Below are 19780 nucleotides of genomic sequence, written 5' to 3' on the forward strand. Positions count from 1 at the left end.
GCCGGTGCGGCGGAGGGAGTCTTCCGAGGGAGAGAATCACCTTGTCCGGTATCGCGCACACCCCCGTCGTCTCGATCGCCTACCACTCCGGCTACGGCCACACCGCCGTGGTCGCCGAGGCGGTCCGCAGCGGCGCCGCCGAGGCCGGGGCGACCGTCCACCTGATCAAGGTCGACGAGATCGACGACGCGCAGTGGGAGCTGCTCGACGCGTCCGACGCGATCGTCTTCGGCTCCCCGACCTACATGGGCACCGCCTCCGGCGCCTTCCACGTGTTCGCGGAGGCCACCTCGAAGCGCTGGTTCGGCGACGTCTGGCAGGACAAGGTGGCCGCCGGCTTCACGAACTCGGCCTCCAAGAGCGGCGACAAGCTGCACACCCTGCAGTTCTTCCAGATCCTCGCCGCCCAGCACGGCATGAGCTGGGTCAACCTGGGCCTGAAGCCGGGCTGGAACAGCAGCACCGCCTCCGAGAACGACCTCAACCGGCTCGGCGTCTTCGCCGGCGCCGCCGCCCAGAGCAACTCCGACGAGGGCGCGGACGCCGTTCACAAGGCCGACATCGCGACCGCCGAGCACCTGGGCCGCCGCGTCGCCGAGCAGACCCGCATCGTCATCGCGGGCCGCGCGGCCCTCGCCGCGGCCGGGGCCTGAGCCCCGGGCCGCTGACGGTATCGCCGTCGGTCGGCGTCGGCGTCAGAAGCCGAAGTCCTGGGTCCACCAGGGGCCGCCGGCGGCGAAGTGGGCGCCGACGCCCAGGGTGCGGAACTCGCAGTTGAGGATGTTCGCCTTGTGGCCCGGGCTGTTCATCCAGGCCTTCATCACGGCCTCGGCGTCGCCCTGGCCGCGCGCGATGTTCTCGCCACCGAGGCCGGAGAGGCCGGCCTTGGCGGCGCGGTCCCACGGGGTGTTGCCGTCGGGGTCGTCGTGGCTGAAGAAGCCCCGGGTGGCCATGTCCTTGCTGAAGGCCCCGGCCAGCGCCGCGAGCGGCGGATTGGCCCGGACGGGACCGCACCCGGCCATCGCGCGCTCCTGGTTCACCAGGGCGACCACGGCGTCCTCCTCGGCGGAGTGGCCGTCCAGGGAGGGCCGGGTTGCGGGGGCGGCCGGCGTCGAGGGGGCGGCAGGCTTCGAGGGTGCCGCGGCCGGCTTCGAGGGTGCCGGAACCGGCTTCTTCTCCGGGGCCTTGCGGGCGGGAGCGGGCGTGGCCGAGGGCGTGGCCGAGGGCGTGGCCGAAGGTGCGGCGCTCGGCGGGGTGCTCGGCGACGCGGACGCGGAGGGGCTCGGCGAAGTCGAGGGTGAGGGCGAGGCCGAAGGGGACGGCGAGGCCGACGGGCCCTTGGAGGGGGAGGCGGAGCCGGCGCCCGTGGCGGCGCGGCCCGACAGGCTGGCGAGGCCGCCCTGCTGTTCCGGCGCGGGGTCCGGGGTGGGCGAGGCCTTGGCCCTGGCCTCCGGCGTGCCGGTGCCAGCCGTACCGCTGACACCCACATAGGGGAAGGCGCTGCCGACCGGCACCATGCCGGTGGTGACGGCCGCCGTGCCGAGGGCCACGGCCACCGAGACGCCGAGCAGGCCGGTGCGCAGGACGGTGCCGCGCTTGCCGCCGCTGTGCGGTGCGGCGGGGAGTCGGTGACGTCCCATCGCTGTCGTGCCCTTCCTTGCCGGATCAAGATCATCCCTTACGCACCCAAATGGGTGAGTTCGTTGCTGCGCGACTGTACGCCATGGGGCCAGGGGGCGATGTGTCCGGAAAGTCATCGCCCGGTTAGCGTTCACGCATGAATGAAGAGGTCCGTCTGACCGCCTGGGTGCGCGGCCGTGTGCAGGGAGTCGGCTTCCGCTGGTTCACCAGGGAGAACGCCCTGGAGATCGGCGGCGTCGTCGGCTTCGCGCTCAACCTCGACGACGGGCGAGTACAGGTGGTCGCCGAAGGTCAACGTGAGAATTGCCACCGGCTGCTCGACTGGCTGCGCTCCTCCGACACGCCCGGCCGGGTGGACGGAGTGACAGAGATCTGGGGCACACCGCGCGGTGGCTACGACGGATTCGGGATGCGGTGACCGATCGACTGATCATGCACTCATCACACCCCTGATCGTCCGCACACGGCCGGAACTGCGCATTCGTCGCCGACGCGTTGCCGACCGGGGCGAACCGTGGAAGGCTCGGAGATGAGGATGATCTCCGCGCGCCTTGCCGGGACCGGGGCGCTCGCCGATACGGGGTGTGATCGTGTTGACCGTCAAACTTTTTGGTGAGACGCTGGAAGCCCCGCGCACCTGAGCTGTTTGGCAGTGTTGGCAGTAGTAAGCGCAGTGACTGTCAGTCGCTGCCGGACATCCGCGGGTGCGATTCCCTCACGACCCACACCGCATCGGTCGGTCACTCAGTGTGGAGGACCATCCATCATGGCAAAGGCGCTTCTCGGTTACGTCGGCGGTTCCGATCCGCGACTCCTCGCCGAGATGCGACGGCTTCAGCAGCGCGTCCAGGACCTCGAGTCCGAGCTCGTACGGATTCAGTCTGAAAATGACGCGCTGAACGCGGCCGCCGCTCAGCACGACGGAGACTCGCTGCTGGACCGCATCGACATCGACGTACCCCAGGCGGAGCCTGCGCTCACCTGATCCGCGCTCATTCGTCGCTCGACTCCAGCCCCGTTTGATCTGCAAGGGACGCTTCGGCGTCCCTTCTTTCTTTGACCTTCCCCTCCGCCCCTCCCGTCCTCCGCCGGCCCTCCGCGCCACGGTCCCAGAGGGCCAGGTGGGGGGCGTGATGCCTTTAGCGTCAGTGGTGCCCTGCACCTTCATGGGTGAAACCGAACGTGAAAGGTAGAGTCCGGCGGCGTGCACCTCAAGTCCCTGACCCTGCGTGGCTTCAAATCCTTCGCCTCCGCCACCACCCTGCGCTTCGAACCCGGCATCACCTGTGTCGTGGGTCCGAACGGCTCGGGCAAGTCCAATGTGGTGGACGCACTGTCCTGGGTCATGGGCGAACAAGGGGCCAAGTCCCTGCGCGGCGGGAAGATGGAAGACGTCATCTTCGCCGGGACCACCGGACGGCCGCCGCTCGGGCGCGCCGAGGTGTCGCTGACGATCGACAACTCCGACGGCGCGCTCCCCATCGACTACGCCGAAGTCACCATCACCCGGATCATGTTCCGCGGCGGCAGCAGCGAGTACCAGATCAACGGTGACACCTGCCGGCTGCTGGACATCCAGGAGCTGCTCTCCGACTCCGGCATCGGCCGTGAGATGCACGTCATCGTCGGCCAGGGCCAGCTGGACTCCGTCCTGCACGCCGATCCCATGGGCCGCCGCGCCTTCATCGAGGAGGCGGCGGGCGTACTGAAGCACCGCAAGCGCAAGGAGAAGGCGCTGCGGAAGCTCGACGCGATGCAGGCCAACCTCGCGCGCGTGCAGGACCTCAACGACGAGCTGCGCCGCCAGCTCAAACCCCTGGGACGGCAGGCCGCGGTCGCCCGGCGGGCTGCCGTGATCCAGGCGGACCTGCGCGACGCGCGGCTGCGGCTGCTCGCCGACGACCTGGTCACGCTGCGGCGGGCGCTCGACGCGGAGATCGCGGACGAGGCGGCGCTCAAGGAGCGCAAGGAAGCGGCCGAGGCCCAGCTGGCGCTCGCGCTGCGGCGCGAGGCCGAGCTGGAGGAGGCCGTACGGGAGCTCGCGCCGCGGCTGCAGCGGGCGCAGCAGACCTGGTACGAGCTGTCGCAGCTCGCCGAACGGGTACGGGGCACCGCGTCCCTGGCGGACGCGCGGGTGAAGAGCGCGACGGCCCCGGCGGAGGACGAACGGCGGGGCCGCGATCCCGAGGACATGGAGCGGGAGGCCGCGCGGATCCGCGAGCAGGAGGCGGAACTGACGGCGGCTCTGGAGGCGGCCTCGCGGGCGCTGGAGGACACGGCCGAGCACCGGGCCGAGCTGGAGCGGGCGCTGGCGGAGGAGGAGCGGCGGCTGCGGGACGCGGCGCGGGCCATCGCCGACCGGCGCGAGGGGCTGGCCCGGCTGACGGGCCGGCTCGGCGCGGCCCGCTCCCGCGCGGGGGCGGCGCAGGCCGAGATCGACCGGCTCGTCGCGGCGCGGGACGCGGCGCAGGTGCGGGCCGCCGCCGCGCAGGCGGAGTACGAGGCGCTGGCGGAGGAGGTCGGCGGGCTGGACGAGCCGTCGGCGGACGCGGACCACGAGGCCGCGCGCGCCGAGCTGGCGGCGGCCGAGGCGGCCCTGTCCGCCGCCCGCGACGCGCTGTCCGGGGCGGAGCGCTCGCGGGCGGCGGTGTCGGCGCGGCGGGACGCGCTCGCGCTCGGGCTGCGCCGCAAGGACGGTACGGGGGCGCTGCTCGCGGCGCGGGAGAAGCTGGCCGGTCTGCTCGGGCCGGCGGCGGAGCGGCTGACGGTGACGCCGGGCCACGAAGCCGCCGTGGCCGCTGCGCTGGGCTCCGCGGCGGACGCCCTGGCGGTGTCCTCCCCGAACGCGGCGGCCGCCGCCCTGCGCCACCTCCGCGACACGGACGCGGGCCGCGCCACCCTCCTGATCACCCCGACGCCACCCACCGTCCCGGGCCAGACATCCGCCCCACCGGACCAGGCCGCGGTCCCGTGCCAGACCTCCACCCCTGCGGGGCCGCCCGCCGTCGCGGGCCAGACATCCGCCCCCGCGGGCTCGCCCGCGGTCCCTGGCCAGCCCCACCCCTCCGCGAGCCAGGCGCCCGCCCCTGCGGGTCCGTCAGCCGCGCCGGGCCAGCCGTCCGCCCGCGCGGGCGAGGCCATCGACCCTGCGGGTCTGCCGACCGTTCCGGGCCATGCCTCCGACCCTGCGGACCCGTCCGCCTCCGCTCCGGTGGGTCCGTCGACCGCGCCGGGGCAGGCCGCCGGCGCCGCGGGGCTGCCCGGTGTGCCGGGCCGGGCATCGGATTCCGCCGTGGAGGCGGGCGCCCAGCTGCCCGGGCAGGCTTCGGCCGGGGGAGTCTTCCCCCACCCCGCCCCTTCCCGAGACCGGGCTCTGCCCGGACCCGGTCCTCAAACGCCGGACGGGCTGAAGAATCCAGCCTCGCCGGCGTTTGAGGCGCGGGGTGCGGGGTCGAGCCCCGGTGACGGGGCGGCGGGCGAGGTCGTTTCCGCGGTGCGGCTGGTCGACGGGGAGGCCGAGGCCCTCGGGCACGGTCCGGCCTCGCGGGGTCTGGGGCTGAGCCCCGGTGACGGGGCCGCGGGTGTTCCCGCGGCGCGGCTGGTCGGTGGGGACGCCGAGGCGTGGCGGGCGGCCGCCTGGGTGCTGCGCGACCACGTCGTCGTCGGCACGCTCGACGAGGCCGAGGCACTCGTCGCGGCGCGGCCCGACGCGGTGGCCGTGACCCTCGACGGAGACGTGCTCGGGGCGCACCTCGCGCACGGCGGCTCCGCCGGGGCGCCCAGCCTGATCGAGGTCCAGGCCGCCGTCGACGAGGCGGCGGCGGAGCTGACCGAGCTGGGCGTGCGGTGCGCCGAACTCGGCGAGGCCCAGGCCGCAGCCCAGTCCCGGCGGCAGGACGCGGCCGCCCTGGTCGAGGAGCTCGCCGAGCGCCGCCGCGCCGTGGAGCAGGCCCGCGCCGGTGTCGCGCAGCAGCTCGGGCGGCTCGCCGGGCAGGCGAAGGGGGCCGCCGGTGAAGCCGAGCGCAGCGCCGCCGCCGCGGCCAAGGCCCAGGACGCGCTGGAGCAGGCGCTGGCCGATGTGGAGGAGTGTGCGGAACGGCTCGCGACGGCCGAGGAACTGCCGGTGGAGGAAGAGCCGGACGGCTCCCGGCGGGACCGGCTCGCGGCCGACGGGGCCAACGCGCGGCAGACCGAGATGGAGGCACGGCTGCAGCTGCGGACCCATGAGGAGCGGGTCAAGGGGCTGGCCGGACGGGCCGATTCCCTCGACCGCGCGGCCCGGGCCGAACGCGAGGCCCGGACCCGCGCCGAACGGCGCCGCGCGCGGCTGCGCCACGAGGCGGAGGTGGCCCGCGCGGTGGCCGACGGCTCCCGGCAGCTGCTCGCGCACGTGGAGGTCTCGCTGCTGCGGGCCGACGAGGAGCGCCTCGCGGCCGAACGAGCCAAGGGCCTGCGCGAGCAGGAGCTCGGCGAGGCGCGCAACCGCGGACGCGAACTGAAGGGGGAGCTCGACAAGCTCACCGACTCCGTGCACCGCGGCGAGGTGCTCGGCGCCGAGCAGCGGCTGCGCATCGAGGCGGTGGAGGCCAGGGCGCTGGAGGAGTTCGGCATGGAGTCCGCCGGGCTCGTCGCCGAGTACGGTCCCGACCAGCCGGTGCCGCCGTCGCCGCCCGCCGAGGGCGAGGAACTCCCCGAGGATCCCGGGCACCCGCGCAACCTGCCCGGCCCGTTCGTCCGCGCGCAGCAGGAGAAGCGGCTCAAGGCGGCCGAACGCGCCTACCAGCAGCTCGGCAAGGTCAACCCGCTCGCGCTGGAGGAGTTCGCGGCGCTGGAGGAGCGCCACCAGTTCCTCAGCGAGCAGCTGGAGGACCTCCGCAAGACGCGAGCCGACCTCCTTCAAGTGGTGAAGGAGGTCGACGAGCGCGTCGAGCAGGTCTTCACCGAGGCCTACCGGGACACGGCCCGGGAGTTCGAGGGCGTGTTCTCGCGGCTGTTCCCCGGCGGCGAGGGCCGGCTGATCCTGACCGACCCCGACAACATGCTGACCACCGGCGTCGACGTCGAGGCCCGCCCGCCCGGCAAGAAGGTCAAGCGGCTGTCGCTGCTCTCCGGCGGCGAGCGCTCGCTGACCGCCGTGGCCCTGCTGGTGTCCATCTTCAAGGCGCGCCCCAGCCCGTTCTACGTGATGGACGAGGTCGAGGCCGCGCTCGACGACACCAACCTGCAGCGGCTGATCCGGATCATGGAGGAGCTCCAGGAGAGCTCTCAGCTGATCGTGATCACGCACCAGAAGCGGACGATGGAGGTCGCGGACGCGCTCTACGGCGTGTCGATGCAGGGCGACGGAGTCTCCAAGGTCATCAGCCAGCGTCTGCGCTGACCGACTCGCTTCAGGAAATGAACGCTGTGGCTCTCTTCACTCCGGCTTGACGGTTCTTCATCGGCTATTGACTTCAGAAAGTGAAGCCATAAGCTCTGGTTGCCGTGTCCGACGTTCAGGTGGTGGTGAGCAGTTTGCTGTGCGCCACTGGAGGAACACGCGTACAGACGTACACCCCCACACCGCCCGCCGTCGGCGCCGGGCCCAGGAGCACACCTTGACCAGCACAGCGAACGCACCCGCGTCCGGCAGTGGCCGGGAGGCACGCCCCGACCATCTCGGGCACGTCATCTTCATCGCCGCGGCCGCGGCGATGGGCGGCTTCCTCTTCGGCTACGACAGCTCCGTCATCAACGGCGCCGTCGTCGCCATCCGCGAACGGTTCGACGTCGGGTCCGCGGCGCTCGCCCAGGTGATCGCCGCCGCGCTCATCGGCTGTGCGTTGGGTGCCGCCACCGCCGGCCGCATCGCTGACCGGATCGGCCGAATCCGCTGCATGCAGATCGCCGCGGTCCTCTTCACCGCGAGCGCCATCGGCTCGGCCCTTCCGTTCGCCCTGTGGGACCTGGCCATGTGGCGCGTGATCGGCGGCTTCGGCATCGGCATGGCCTCCGTCATCGGCCCCGCCTACATCGCCGAGGTCTCCCCGGCTGCCTACCGCGGCCGCCTCGCCTCCTTCCAGCAGGCCGCCATCGTCATCGGCATCGCCGTCTCCCAGCTGGTCAACTGGGGCATCCTCAACCTTGCCGACGGCGACCAGCGCGGCGAGATCGCCGGCCTAGAGGCCTGGCAGTGGATGCTCGGCATCATGGTCATCCCGGCCGTGCTCTACGGGCTGATGTCCTTCGTCATCCCGGAGTCCCCCCGCTACCTGATCTCCGTCGGCCGCACCGAGCAGGCCAAGAAGGTGCTGCGCGAGGTCGAGGGATCGAAGATCGACATCGACGCCCGCGCCGCCGAGATCGACCGGGCCATGCGCTCCGAGCACAAGTCCACCTTCAAGGACCTGCTCGGCGGCCGCTTCGGCTTCCTGCCCATCGTCTGGATCGGCATCGGCCTCTCCGTCTTCCAGCAGCTCGTCGGCATCAACGTGATCTTCTACTACAGCTCCTCGCTGTGGCAGTCCGTCGGCATCGACCCGACCAGCTCGTTCTTCTACTCCTTCACCACGTCGATCATCAACATCATCGGCACGGTGATCGCGATGGTCTTCGTCGACCGGATCGGCCGCAAGCCGCTGGCCCTCATCGGCTCGGCCGGCATGGCCGTCTCGCTCGGCCTCTGCGCGTGGGCGTTCTCGTACAAGGAAGGCAGCGGCGACCACATCACCATCCCCGACACCCAGGGCACGATCGCACTCGTCGCCGCCCACTCCTTCGTGCTCTTCTTCGCCCTCTCCTGGGGCGTGGTCGTCTGGGTGCTGCTCGGCGAGATGTTCCCGAACCGCATCCGGGCCGCGGCGCTCGGTGTCGCCGCCGCGGCCCAGTGGATCGCCAACTGGGTCATCACCGTCACGTTCCCGACGCTGTCGGACTGGAACCTCGCCGGCGCGTACGTGATCTACACGTTCTTCGCCCTGCTCTCGATCCCGTTCATCCTCAAGTGGGTGCCGGAGACCAAGGGCAAGGCGCTGGAGGAGATGGGGTAATCATCCCCGCCACCACCCCTCTCCTCGATACTGCCCCGGCTCAGTCCTTGAGCCGGGGCAGTACCTGTTCGCACAGCAGGTGCAGGCTGCGCCAGCCCTCGTCCAGCGGCATCCCGCCGCACAGCGGATGCAGGACCAGGTTCCCCGCCTCGCCCGCGGTCCGGCCGTACGCGACCGCCTCGTCCGGGGTGAGGATCCGGTACACGCCCTCCGCGCGCAGTTCCGCCACCGAGCGCGCGGCCGACCGTACGGCGCTGCGGATGTCCTTGGACTGCCAGGACGCGTACATCCCGGCCTCGTGCAGGAAGCGCTCGCCGTGCTCCGCCCAGACCCGGTCCGGATCCTCCGCGATGTGCAGCAGCGGGGTCTCGGCCGCCGGCATCATGCAGAAGCCCTCGGTGCCGTACTCCGCGAGCCTCGCCTGGTAGTACGCCTCCAGCTCCGGCAGGTGCGCGCTCGGGAAGAACGGCAGGCCCAGCCGGGCCGCGCGGCGGGCCGCCGCCTCGGAGCTGCCGCCGACCAGCAGCAGCGGGTGCGGCTGCGTGAACGGCCGCGGGGTGACCCGTACCGTACGGCCGCGGAACTCGAAGGGCTCGCCGGTCCACGCCTTCAGCAGGGTCTCCAGCAGCTCGTCCTGGAGCCGGCCGCGCCGGCCCCACTCCACCCCGTGCTGCTCGTACTCCTCGGGCCGGTAGCCGATGCCCGCGACCGTCACCAGCCGCCCGCCGCTCAGCAGGTCGAGGACCGCGATGTCCTCGGCCACCTTCAGCGGGTCGTACAGCGGACCGATGATCGCCGAGACGGTGACGGCGATCCGGCGCGTCGCACCGAAGACCGCGCCCGCGAAGGCGAAGGGGGAGGGCAGCCAGTTGTTGTCCGTGCCGTGGTGCTCCTCGGTCTGGATGGTGTCGATCCCGCGGTCGTCCGCGTACCGGGCCATCTCCAGGGCCGCCTTGTAGCGGGCGGAGAGGGACTCGGGGGTGCCGTTCGGGTCGACGAGATTGAACCGGGCCACGGTGATGGGCATGGAGGAGTCCCCCTTCGCCGGATGTGGGTGGGCGGGCGAAGGGGGACGTTAGCTGACGCAGCGTCAGTTGGACAGGGATCCGGCGAGCGCGGGCTCCTCCGCCGCGGCCGGGGCCGGCTCCGCGGGGGCCGTGCGCGGCAGGACGGCGTAGAGCACGCCCGAGGTCACGATGCCGGCCACCCAGCCGAGGCCGTTGCGCCCGATCCAGGTGGTGGCGAGCGGCCCGCTGAACCAGTCCACCGAGGTGAACAGCAGCCCGACCACCAGGGCGAGGGCCCATGCGGTCATCGCCTGCCAGGCGAACCCGCCCTTGTACCAGTAGGCGCTGGTCCGCGTGGTGTCCAGCAGTGCGGCCCCGTCGTAGGTCCGGCGGCGCAGCATGTCCACTCCGAAGACGCCGATCCAGGCCGAGAAGGCCACGGCCAGCAGCGTCAGGAAGGAGATGAACGAACCGAAGAAGCTCGTCGCGACCACCATCAGCAGGAAGCCGAAGACCAGGCTGATGGCCGCGTTGACGCTGACCGCCCACGCGCGCGGGACCTTGATGCCGAGGGTCTGCGCGGTGAAGCCAGCCGAGTACATGGACATCGAGTTGATCAGCAGCATCCCGACGAGCGCGACGAGCAGGTACGGGACCGCGATCCAGGTCGGGAGCAGCTCGCCGATGAAGGACACCGGGTCCTGGGCCGTGGCCAGGTCCGGGGTGCCGACGGCCATGACCGCGCCCATCAGCACCATCGGGAGCACGACGACGCCGGCGCCGCCGATCGTCGCGCCCACCAGGCCCTTGGAGGAGGCGGTGCGCGGCAGGTAGCGGGTGAAGTCGGGGCCCGACGGCACCCAGCTGATGCCGCCGGCCGCGATGGTGCCGATGCCCGCGATCATCATCGCGGTGGAGCCGGCCGGCTTGCCGAGGACGGCGGACCAGTCGGTCGTGAAGAGCAGGTACCCGAGGACGAGCACGCTGAAGGCGCCGAAGAGGTACGTCGACCACGTGGAGCAGACGCGCAGCGCCTTGATGCCGAGGCCCGAGACCACGAAGGTGCAGCCCACGAAGAACAGCAGGGTGATGACGATGAGCGGGGTGTTGCTCTTGATCCCGAAGAGCAGGTCGAGCACGGTCAGCACGGCGTAGGCGCCGCTCACCGCGTTGATCGTCTCCCAGCCCCACCGGGCCACCCAGATCAGCGAGCCCGGGAAGAGGTTGCCGCGCTGGCCGAACACGGCCCGCGAGAGGGCCATGCCGGGAGCGCCGCCGCGCTTGCCGGCGATCGATATCAGGCCGACCATCCCGTACGAGACGACGGGGGCGGCGACCGCGACGACGAGCACCTGCCAGATGTTGAGCCGGTTGAAGATCACCAGACCGGCGCCCATGGTGAGCAGCAGCACGCTGATGTTGGCGGCGACCCACGTGGGCACCAGGTCGCGGACCCGGCCGCCGCGCTCGCCGTCCGGGACGGGCTCCAGCCCGCGGGTCTCGATCGCGGTTTCGGTTGCGCCGTCGGCGGGCTCGGCAGGCATGCGGCTGCTCCGTGGGGGAGGGACGGGGGGAAGTCGTCCATCATCGTGGATTTGCCGCTAAAACCACAAACGCAGCCTTACGTCCCGGTTGAACGCCCGGGGTCCGAGATCCGGGCCGCCCGTGGCCGATACTGGTGAGGTTATGGACATCCTCATCCTTGCTGTAGTCATCGCCCTGGTCGCGGTCGGCGCGATCAGCGGGCTCGTGGTCAGCAGCCGCAAGAAGAAGCAGCTGCCGCCCCCGGCACCGCCCAGCACGCCGACCATCACTGCCCCGCCTGCCGAACCGCAGGTGGGGGAGGACGCCGTAGAGACGGCGGAAGAGCCGCGCCGCACGATCGAGGAGGTCGGTCTCCCGCAGGCGGAGGTCGAGGCTCCGGTCGAGGCGCCGGCCGCCGAGCCCGAGGTTCCGGCCGCACCCGCGATCGAGGTGCCCGAGCCCACCGCCGGCCGCTTGGTCCGGTTGCGCGCCCGGCTCGCCCGGTCGCAGAACTCCCTCGGCAAGGGGCTGCTCACGCTGCTCTCGCGGGAGCACCTCGACGAGGACACCTGGGAGGAGATCGAGGAGACCCTCCTCATCGCCGACGTCGGCGTCGTGCCCACCCAGGAGCTCGTCGACCGGCTCCGCGACCGGGTCAAGGTGCTCGGCACCCGCACCCCGGCGGACCTGCGGGCCCTGCTCAAGGAGGAGCTGCTGACCCTGGTCGGCACCGACTTCGACCGTGTCGTGAAGACGGAGAGCGGCGAGGACACGCCCGGCGTGATCATGGTCGTCGGTGTCAACGGCACCGGCAAGACCACCACCACCGGCAAGCTGGCCCGCGTGCTCGTCGCCGACGGCCGCAGCGTGGTGCTCGGCGCGGCCGACACCTTCCGTGCCGCCGCCGCCGACCAGCTCCAGACCTGGGGCGACCGGGTCGGCGCCCGTACCGTACGCGGCCCCGAGGGCGGCGACCCGGCCTCGATCGCCTACGACGCGGTCAAGGAGGGCATCGCCGAGGGCGCCGACGTCGTGCTCATCGACACCGCCGGCCGCCTGCACACCAAGACCGGCCTCATGGACGAGCTCGGCAAGGTCAAGCGTGTCGTCGAGAAGCACGGTCCGCTGGACGAGATCCTGCTGGTCCTCGACGCCACCACCGGGCAGAACGGCCTGACCCAGGCCCGCGTCTTCGCCGAGGTCGTGGACATCACCGGCATCGTGCTGACCAAGCTCGACGGCACGGCCAAGGGCGGCATCGTCGTCGCCGTCCAGCGCGAACTGGGCGTTCCGGTCAAGCTCGTCGGGCTCGGCGAGGGTGCGGACGACCTGGCCCCCTTCGAGCCGGAGGCGTTCGTCGACGCCCTCATCGGCGACTGAGCGCGGTCCGCGCACACCACGGGTGCCCCCGCGTTCCGACCGGAACGCGGGGGCACCCGTGGTGTGCGGGGCGCGCCTACCGCCGCGAGCGGTGGCAGATGTAGGCGAGGGTGCCCAGCAGCAGCCGGGCCTGCGGCGGGCCCCCGGCCGAGTCCAGCGCGGGCGGCCGCAGCCAGCCGACCTGGCCGAGGCCGGCCCGGTCCGAGGGCGGCGCCGTCACGTAGGCCCCGTGGCCCAGGGCCAGCAGGTCGAGGTCGGCGTCGTCCCAGCCCATCCGGTACAGCAGCTGCGGCAGCTCGGCCGCCGCGCCCGGGGCCACGAAGAACTGCGCCCGGCCGTCCGCGGTCACGATGACCGGGCCGAGCGGCAGCCCCATCCGCTCCAGCCGCACCAGCGCGCGGCGCCCGGCCTCCTCGGAGACCTCGATGACGTCGAAGGCGCGGCCCACGGGAAGCAGTACCGCGGCGCCCGGGTGGTCGCCCCAGGCCTCGGTGACCTCGTCCAGGGTGGCCCCGGCCTTGACGGTGGGTGCGAAGGGGAGCGGATGCGCCCCGGGGGAGACGCACTCCGCGTCCCCGCAGGAACAGTCGCGGGCGGGGGCCGCGGCGCGGGCCCCGGGGACCACGTCCCAGCCCCACAGCCCGGTGTACTCCGCCACCGCCGTGCACTCCGAGGTCCGGCCGCGGCGCCGGGTGCCGGAACGGAACTCCTTGGTGCTGCGGCTGCCGCCGATCGTGAAGCCCATGCCCATGCCCCCTCCAACGGGTCGGACGCGCCGGTGGTTACGACGCCCGTGGTGACGGCGTCGGCCGAACGTGCGGACAGCGGTCCGCCGCGGGGTGCCCCGCAGTGACGGCCCGGCGCACTCCTCGCCGCGCGCGCCCCGAGCGCACTCCAGTCCAACCGATCCGTTTCACCTTGCTGTCAAGTGAATCGCGCCTGGCCGGTGGCGAGTTCATTCGAAGGGGTGGCGAATGGTGGCGTTTCTGGAATCGACCTCGCCGCAGGGGTGATCGTAGGATTACTTTCGGTACACGAACCCCCAAGGCATGCCCGTCCGTGGGTATGCCGGAGGCAATGTGTGAAGGACCTGTGAAGGTCCGTGGTGGCGCGCTGCGCCCCGGCCAGGGTTTCGTGTGGAAGAGGCTGAGCGGATGGGGGCGTTCCAGTGAGCGGCAACGGCGCAAGCGGAACGATCGAGGACGCTGCTGCGCGCAACGACCAGCTGACCTCGTGGTTCGTCCGCAGCGGCTGGTCCAAGGGCGAACTCGCCCGGCAGGTCAACCGCCGGGCCCGTCAGATGGGCGCCCACCACATCAGCACGGACACCTCCCGGGTGCGCCGCTGGCTGGACGGCGAACAGCCCCGCGAGCCCGTCCCGCGCATCCTGTCCGAGCTGTTCTCCGAGCGCTTCGGCTCCGTCGTCGCCATCGAGCAGCTCGGCCTGCGCACCGCCCACCAGACCCCCTCCGTCTCCGGGGTCGACCTGCCCTGGGCCGGCCCGCAGACCGTCGAGCTGCTCGGCGAGTTCTCCCGCAGCGACCTGATGCTGGCCCGCCGCGGCTTCCTCGGGACCTCGCTCGCCCTCTCCGCCGGCCCCGCCCTCATCGAGCCCATGCAGCGCTGGCTCGTACCGGCCCCGGCCGCCGACCCGGGACCGCGCGGGGCGGGGCCGACGGGGGCCCTCGGCGGCCACCGCCCGCCCCGGCTCTCCGAACCGGAACTCGACCTCCTCGACGCCACCACCGTCATGTTCCGCCAGTGGGACGCCCAGTGCGGGGGCGGGCTGCGCCGCAAGGCCGTCGTGGGCCAGCTCCACGAGGTCACCGACCTGCTCCAGGAGAACCACCCCGCCCCGGTCATGAAGCGGCTCTTCAAGGTTGCCGCCGAACTGGCCGAGCTGGCCGGCTGGATGAGCTACGACATCGGCCTGCACCCCACCGCGCAGAAGTACTTCGTCCTCGCCCTGCACGCCGCGAAGGAGGCCGGGGACAAGCCGCTCGGCTCGTACATCCTCTCCGGCATGAGCCGCCAGATGATCCACCTGGGCCGCCCCGAGGACGCCCTCGAACTCGTCCACCTCGCGCAGTACGGCAGCCGCGACTGCGCCGGCCCGCGCACCCAGGCCATGCTGTATGCGATGGAGGCCCGCGCGTACGCCAACATGGGACAGCCCAGCCGCTGCAAGCGGGCCGTGCGGATGGCCGAGGACACCTTCTCCGACGTCGCCTTCGGAGGCGAGCCCGAGCCCGACTGGATCCGCTTCTTCTCCGAGGCCGAGCTGAACGGCGAGAACTCCCACTCGTACCGGGACCTCGCCTACGTGGCCGGGCGCAGCCCCACGTACGCCTCGCTCGCGGAACCCGTCATGGAGCGGGCCGTCGAGCTCTTCGAGAAGGACGAGGAGCACCAGCGCTCCTACGCCCTCAACCTCATCGGCATGGCCACCGTCCACCTGCTCCAGCGCGAGCCCGAGCAGGCCGCGGCCCTCGTCGGCCGGGCCCTCGACGTGGCGGGAAAGGTGCGGTCCGAACGGGTGAACACCCGCCTGCGCAAGACCGTCGACAGCGCCGCCCGTGAGTACGGCGACGTCAAGGAAGTGGTCCGGCTCACCGACCACCTCGCCTCCCGGCTCCCCGAAGCCGCGGAGGCCGTCTGACGGCCTCCGCGGCCGCCCCTCAGGCCCCGGCCGCGGCAGTCACCCCGTGAAGCCCGATCAGGCTCCCCCAGCCAGGACGTCCGGGTCACCGCCGCGGCCGGTTGCACCACCCGCCCAGTTCATTGAGGCGTAACACGCCCGACCTCTTCGTCATCGGCGCGAAACACCCAGCGGCGCCGCCGGAAACCGGCCTGCGCGAATCTCATGGCCAATAACCGGCCAGTTCCCAATGCCGCCGCTCAGGTTTTCACGATCGCCCGCACGCGAACGTACCGACGACGAGGAGACGCCGATGGCATCAGCCATCACGACCCTCGCGGCAGACGCCCCGACGCTGTCTGCCGCGAACACCGGGTTCATGCTCATCTGCTCCGCCCTGGTCATGCTGATGACCCCGGGACTCGCCTTCTTCTACGGAGGCATGGTCCGCGTCAAGAGCAGCCTCAACATGCTGATGATGAGCTTCATCAGCCTGGGGATCGTCACGATCCTCTGGGTCCTCTACGGCTTCAGCCTCGCCTTCGGCACCGACTCCGGCTCCCTCATCGGCTGGAACTCCGACTACGTGGGCCTCAGCGGCATCGGGATCACCGAGCTGTGGGACGGCTACACCATCCCGGTCTACGTCTTCGCCGTCTTCCAGCTGATGTTCGCCGTCATCACCCCGGCCCTGATCAGCGGCGCCCTCGCCGACCGCGTGAAGTTCAGCGCCTGGGCCCTGTTCACCGTCCTGTGGGTCACCGTCGTCTACTTCCCCGTCGCCCACTGGGTCTGGGGAGCCGGCGGCTGGCTCTTCGAGCTCGGCGTCATCGACTTCGCGGGCGGCACCGCCGTCCACATCAACGCCGGCGCCGCCGCCCTCGGCGTGATCCTGGTCATCGGCAAGCGCGTCGGCTTCAAGAAGGACCCGATGCGCCCGCACAGCCTGCCCCTCGTGATGCTCGGCGCCGGCCTCCTGTGGTTCGGCTGGTTCGGCTTCAACGCGGGCTCCTGGCTCGGCAACGACGACGGCGTCGGCGCGGTCATGTTCGTCAACACCCAGGTGGCCACCGCCGCCGCCATGCTCGCCTGGCTCGGCTACGAGAAGCTGCGCCACGGCTCCTTCACCACCCTCGGCGCCGCCTCCGGCGCGGTCGCCGGCCTCGTCGCCATCACCCCCGCCGGCGGTGCGGTCAGCCCGCTCGGGGCCATCGCGGTCGGCGCCATCGCCGGTGTGCTCTGCGCCATGGCGGTCGGCCTCAAGTACAAGTTCGGCTACGACGACTCCCTCGACGTGGTCGGCGTCCACCTCGTCGGCGGTGTCGCCGGCTCCCTCCTCGTCGGCCTCTTCGCCACCGGCGGGGTCCAGTCCGACGTGGCCGGCCTCTTCTACGGCGGCGGCCTCGAACAGCTCGGCAAGCAGGCCATCGGGGTCTTCTCCGTCCTCGCCTACTCTCTGGTGGCGTCCGCGCTGCTCGCCTTCCTCCTCGACAAGACGATCGGGATGCGGGTCAGCGAGGACGTCGAGGTCGCCGGCATCGACCAGGTCGAACACGCCGAGACCGCCTACGACTTCAGCGGAGCCGGTGGCGGGGCAGCCTCGCGCAGCACCGCCGCACCCACCCCCTCCGCCGCGAGCAAGAAGGTTGACGCATGAAGCTGATCACCGCGATCGTCAAGCCGCACAAGCTGGACGAGATCAAGGAAGCCCTCCAGACCTTCGGAGTGCAGGGCCTCACGGTCACCGAGGCCAGCGGCTACGGCCGCCAGCGCGGTCACACCGAGGTCTACCGCGGTGCCGAGTACCAGGTGGACCTCGTCCCCAAGATCCGCATCGAGGTGCTGGTCGACGACTCCGACGCCGAGGAACTGATCCGCGTCATCGTGAGCGCGGCGGCCACCGGCAAGATCGGTGACGGCAAGGTGTGGAGCGTCCCCGTGGACTCGGTCGTACGGGTCCGCACCGGCGAGCGCGGCGCTGACGCGCTCTAGGTGACGGGAGCTTCTGGGTGACGAGCGTCGAAGAGACCACGGACAACACGGCCGACTCGGGACCCAGCGGATACGCCGCGGCCCGGCTGCGACTCCTCCAGGAGGAGTCGCGGTCCGGGCCTTCGCGGCGTTCCGCCCTCTCCGGGCTGACCGACGACTGGCTGACCGCCCTGTTCACGACCGCCGTACGGGAGACCGGCGTCCGCGGCGCCACCCTGGTGGCCGTCGGTGGCTACGGGCGGGGCGAACTCTCCCCGCGCAGCGACCTCGACCTGGTGCTGCTGCACGACGGCAAGGCGGAGCCGCGGGCGCTGAGCGCGCTGGCCGACCGCGTCTGGTACCCGGTGTGGGACCTCGGCCTCGCCCTCGACCACTCGGTACGGACCCCCGGCGAGGCCCGCAAGACCGCCGCCGAGGACCTCAAGGTGCAGCTAGGCCTCCTCGACGCCCGGACGGTCGCCGGTGACGCCGGACTCCTCGCCGGCCTGCGCACCTCCGTCCTGGCCGACTGGCGCAACCAGGCCGCCAAGCGGCTCCCGCAACTGCACTCCCTGTGCCGCGAGCGGGCCGAGCGCGCCGGAGAGCTCCGCTTCCTGCTCGAACCCGACCTCAAGGAGGCCCGCGGCGGGCTCCGCGACATCACCGCGCTGCGGGCGGTCGCGGCCTCCTGGCTGGCCGACGCCCCGCGCGACGGCCTCGCCGAGGCCCGGCGGCGGCTCCTCGACGCGCGCGACGCCCTGCACCTGGTGACCGGCCGGGCCACCGACCGGCTCTCCCTCCAGGAACAGGACCAGGTCGCGGCGCAGCTCGGGCTGCTCGACGCGGACGCCCTGCTCCGCGAGGTGTACGAGGCCGCGCGCGTCGTCGCGTACGCCGGTGACGTGACCTGGCGGGAGGTCGGGCGGGTACTGCGGGCCCGCGCCGCCCGGCCCCGGCTGCGCGGGCTGCTGGGCGCCCGGGGCGCCGCGGCCGCCGCGCGGGCACCGCTGGCCGAGGGCGTGGTGGAATCCGACGGCGAGGCCGTACTGGCCCTGGCCGCGCGCCCCGACCGCGATCCCGTCCTGCCGCTGAGGTTCGCCGCGGCCGCCGCGCAGGCGGGCCTTCCCGTATCGCTGCACGCCGTACGCAGGCTCGCCGCGCAGGGCAAACAGCTCCCGGTGCCCTGGCCGGCCGAGGCGCGCGAGCAGCTGGTGACCCTGCTCGGGGCGGGGGAACCCACCGTGGCCGTGTGGGAGGCCCTGGAAGCGGAAGGCCTGATCACGCGGCTGCTCCCCGACTGGGAGCGGGTGCGGTGCCGCCCGCAGCGCAACCCCGTCCACACCTGGACGGTGGACCGCCACCTCATCGAGACGGCGGTCCGCGCCGCGGCCCTCACCCGCCGGGTCGGCCGCCCCGACCTGCTGCTCATGGCGGCCCTCCTGCACGACATCGGCAAGGGCTGGCCGGGAGACCACTCGGTGGCCGGCGAGACGATCGCCCGCGACGTCGCCGCACGCGTCGGCTTCGACGCGCAGGACGCCGCCGTGCTGGGGGCGCTCGTACGGCACCACCTGCTGCTGATCGACACCGCGACCCGGCGCGACCTGGACGACCCGGCCACGGTCCGCTCGGTCGCCGACGCCGTCGGGTCGGTGGGCACGCTGGAGATACTGCACGCCCTGACGGAGGCGGACGCCCTCGCCACCGGGCCCGCCGCGTGGAGCGCCTGGCGGGGATCGCTGGTGGCGGACCTCGTCTCCCGGGTCGCCGCCGTGCTGCGCGGGACGGCCCCGGCGGTGCGGGAGGCCGAGATCCCGACCACGGAACAGGAACGCCTGGCGGTGGAGGCCCTGCGCACCCGGGAGCCGGTGCTCGCGCTCCACGTCCGCCAGGAGGAGGACGCGGTCGGCGGGGAACTCGTCGTGGCCGTTCCCGACCAGCCGGGGGTCCTCCCGGCGGTGGCCGGGGTGCTGGCCCTGCACCGGCTCACCGTACGGGCGGCTGACCTGCGCTCCACGGAACTGCCCGACCAGCTGGGCGAGGTCCTGGTACTGCGGTGGCGGGTGGCGGCGGAGTACGGGGCGCTGCCCCAGGCCGCGCGGCTGCGCAGCGACCTGGTCCGGGCCCTGGACGGCTCGCTGGACGTCCCGGCGAAGCTGGCGGACCGCGAGGCGGCGTACCCGCGCCGGCGCGGGGTGACCCCGCCGCCGCCCCGGGTCACGGTCGTCCCGGACGTCTCCTCGCTGGCCACGGTCCTGGAGGTGCGCGCGCCCGACGCCGTCGGCCTGCTGCACCGGATCGGGCGGGCGCTGGAGTCGGCGGGCGTCCGGGTGCGGAGCGCGCACGTCTCGACGCTGGGCGCCAACGCCGTGGACACGCTGTACGTGACCGCCGCGGACGGCAAGCCCCTGGATCCGGCGGAGGCGGCCGTCCTGGCCGCGTCGGTGCAGGCGGCCCTCTCGTAGCCCTGCGGCACCGGGGTGGGGGGGGGGGGCGCCCCCCCCCCCCCCCCCCCCACCCCCCCGGGGGGGGGGGGGGGGGGGGGGGGGGGGGGGCCCGGGGGGGGGGGGCGCGGGGGGGGGCGCCCCCAC

At 72.8% G+C, this 19780-nt stretch carries 14 protein-coding genes; 10 read left to right on the forward strand and 4 right to left on the reverse strand.

All coding sequences use genetic code 11. The annotated features are described in order from the left end of the window. Positions 1-41: 41 nt before the first annotated feature. Positions 42-653, forward strand: coding sequence for a flavodoxin family protein (locus ACIPYQ_RS36590; protein ID WP_362241278.1), 612 nt, complete (start codon positions 42-44; stop codon positions 651-653). A 42-nt stretch (positions 654-695) separates the two neighbouring features. Here the strand turns inward: ACIPYQ_RS36590 and ACIPYQ_RS36595 are convergent, their stop codons facing one another. Continuing rightward, positions 696-1640 (reverse strand): CAP domain-containing protein, encoded by a 945-nt coding sequence (locus ACIPYQ_RS36595; protein ID WP_401258521.1) that lies wholly within the window; start codon positions 1638-1640, stop codon positions 696-698. A 137-nt stretch (positions 1641-1777) separates the two neighbouring features. Here ACIPYQ_RS36595 and ACIPYQ_RS36600 point away from each other — a divergent pair, with 137 nt between their 5' ends. The 4 genes from ACIPYQ_RS36600 (at position 1778) to ACIPYQ_RS36615 (ending at position 8669) form a co-directional block, all read left to right on the forward strand. Continuing rightward, a complete protein-coding gene (locus tag ACIPYQ_RS36600; protein ID WP_078909436.1) occupies positions 1778-2059 on the forward strand; it encodes an acylphosphatase in 282 nt (93 codons plus the stop codon). A 348-nt stretch (positions 2060-2407) separates the two neighbouring features. Continuing rightward, entirely contained in the window at positions 2408-2626 is a 219-nt protein-coding gene (locus ACIPYQ_RS36605; protein ID WP_030708500.1) for a hypothetical protein, read from the forward strand. Positions 2627-2845: 219 nt separating this feature from the next. Next, positions 2846-7021, forward strand: a complete 4176-nt coding sequence (locus ACIPYQ_RS36610; RefSeq protein WP_401258523.1) for an AAA family ATPase — start codon at positions 2846-2848, stop codon at positions 7019-7021. Positions 7022-7238: 217 nt separating this feature from the next. After that, positions 7239-8669 carry a sugar porter family MFS transporter gene (locus ACIPYQ_RS36615; RefSeq protein ID WP_401258524.1) on the forward strand — a complete coding sequence of 477 codons (1431 nt, stop codon included), beginning with the start codon at positions 7239-7241 and terminating at the stop codon, positions 8667-8669. A gap of 40 nt (positions 8670-8709) precedes the next feature. Here the strand turns inward: ACIPYQ_RS36615 and ACIPYQ_RS36620 are convergent, their stop codons facing one another. Together ACIPYQ_RS36620 and ACIPYQ_RS36625 are read right to left on the reverse strand one after the other, a co-directional pair. Continuing rightward, the gene (locus ACIPYQ_RS36620) at positions 8710-9696 is read right to left on the reverse strand and encodes an LLM class flavin-dependent oxidoreductase (protein ID WP_401258526.1); all 987 of its coding nucleotides are present in this window, start codon (positions 9694-9696) and stop codon (positions 8710-8712) included. 63 nt (positions 9697-9759) lie between these two features. Then, positions 9760-11220, reverse strand: a complete 1461-nt coding sequence (locus ACIPYQ_RS36625; protein ID WP_401258527.1) for a cytosine permease — start codon at positions 11218-11220, stop codon at positions 9760-9762. 142 nt (positions 11221-11362) lie between these two features. Between ACIPYQ_RS36625 and ftsY the strand changes: the two genes are divergently transcribed. Beyond that, the gene (gene ftsY, locus ACIPYQ_RS36630; protein WP_401258528.1) at positions 11363-12580 is read left to right on the forward strand and encodes a signal recognition particle-docking protein FtsY; all 1218 of its coding nucleotides are present in this window, start codon (positions 11363-11365) and stop codon (positions 12578-12580) included. A gap of 76 nt (positions 12581-12656) precedes the next feature. Here ftsY and ACIPYQ_RS36635 read toward each other — a convergent pair whose 3' ends face one another. Then, the gene (locus ACIPYQ_RS36635) at positions 12657-13325 is read right to left on the reverse strand and encodes a bifunctional DNA primase/polymerase (protein WP_361755168.1); all 669 of its coding nucleotides are present in this window, start codon (positions 13323-13325) and stop codon (positions 12657-12659) included. Positions 13326-13748: 423 nt separating this feature from the next. Between ACIPYQ_RS36635 and ACIPYQ_RS36640 the strand changes: the two genes are divergently transcribed. The 4 genes from ACIPYQ_RS36640 to ACIPYQ_RS36655 all read left to right on the forward strand — a co-directional run bounded on the left by ACIPYQ_RS36640 (position 13749) and on the right by ACIPYQ_RS36655 (position 19654). Next, positions 13749-15239, forward strand: a complete 1491-nt coding sequence (locus ACIPYQ_RS36640; protein WP_401258529.1) for a hypothetical protein — start codon at positions 13749-13751, stop codon at positions 15237-15239. Between the two features lie 292 nt (positions 15240-15531). Further along, positions 15532-16875 (forward strand): ammonium transporter, encoded by a 1344-nt coding sequence (locus tag ACIPYQ_RS36645; protein ID WP_362242482.1) that lies wholly within the window; start codon positions 15532-15534, stop codon positions 16873-16875. Beyond that, on the forward strand, positions 16872-17210 hold the full coding sequence (locus ACIPYQ_RS36650; protein WP_030708521.1) for a P-II family nitrogen regulator: 339 nt from the start codon (positions 16872-16874) through the stop codon (positions 17208-17210). The genes ACIPYQ_RS36645 and ACIPYQ_RS36650 overlap by 4 nt, the downstream gene beginning before the upstream one ends. A 17-nt stretch (positions 17211-17227) precedes the next feature. Beyond that, entirely contained in the window at positions 17228-19654 is a 2427-nt protein-coding gene (locus ACIPYQ_RS36655; RefSeq protein ID WP_401258530.1) for a [protein-PII] uridylyltransferase, read from the forward strand. Positions 19655-19780 lie beyond the last annotated feature (126 nt).

Origin of the sequence: Streptomyces sp. NPDC090045 (genome assembly GCF_044747975.1) — a bacterium.
Classification (GTDB): Bacteria; Actinomycetota; Actinomycetes; order Streptomycetales; family Streptomycetaceae; genus Streptomyces.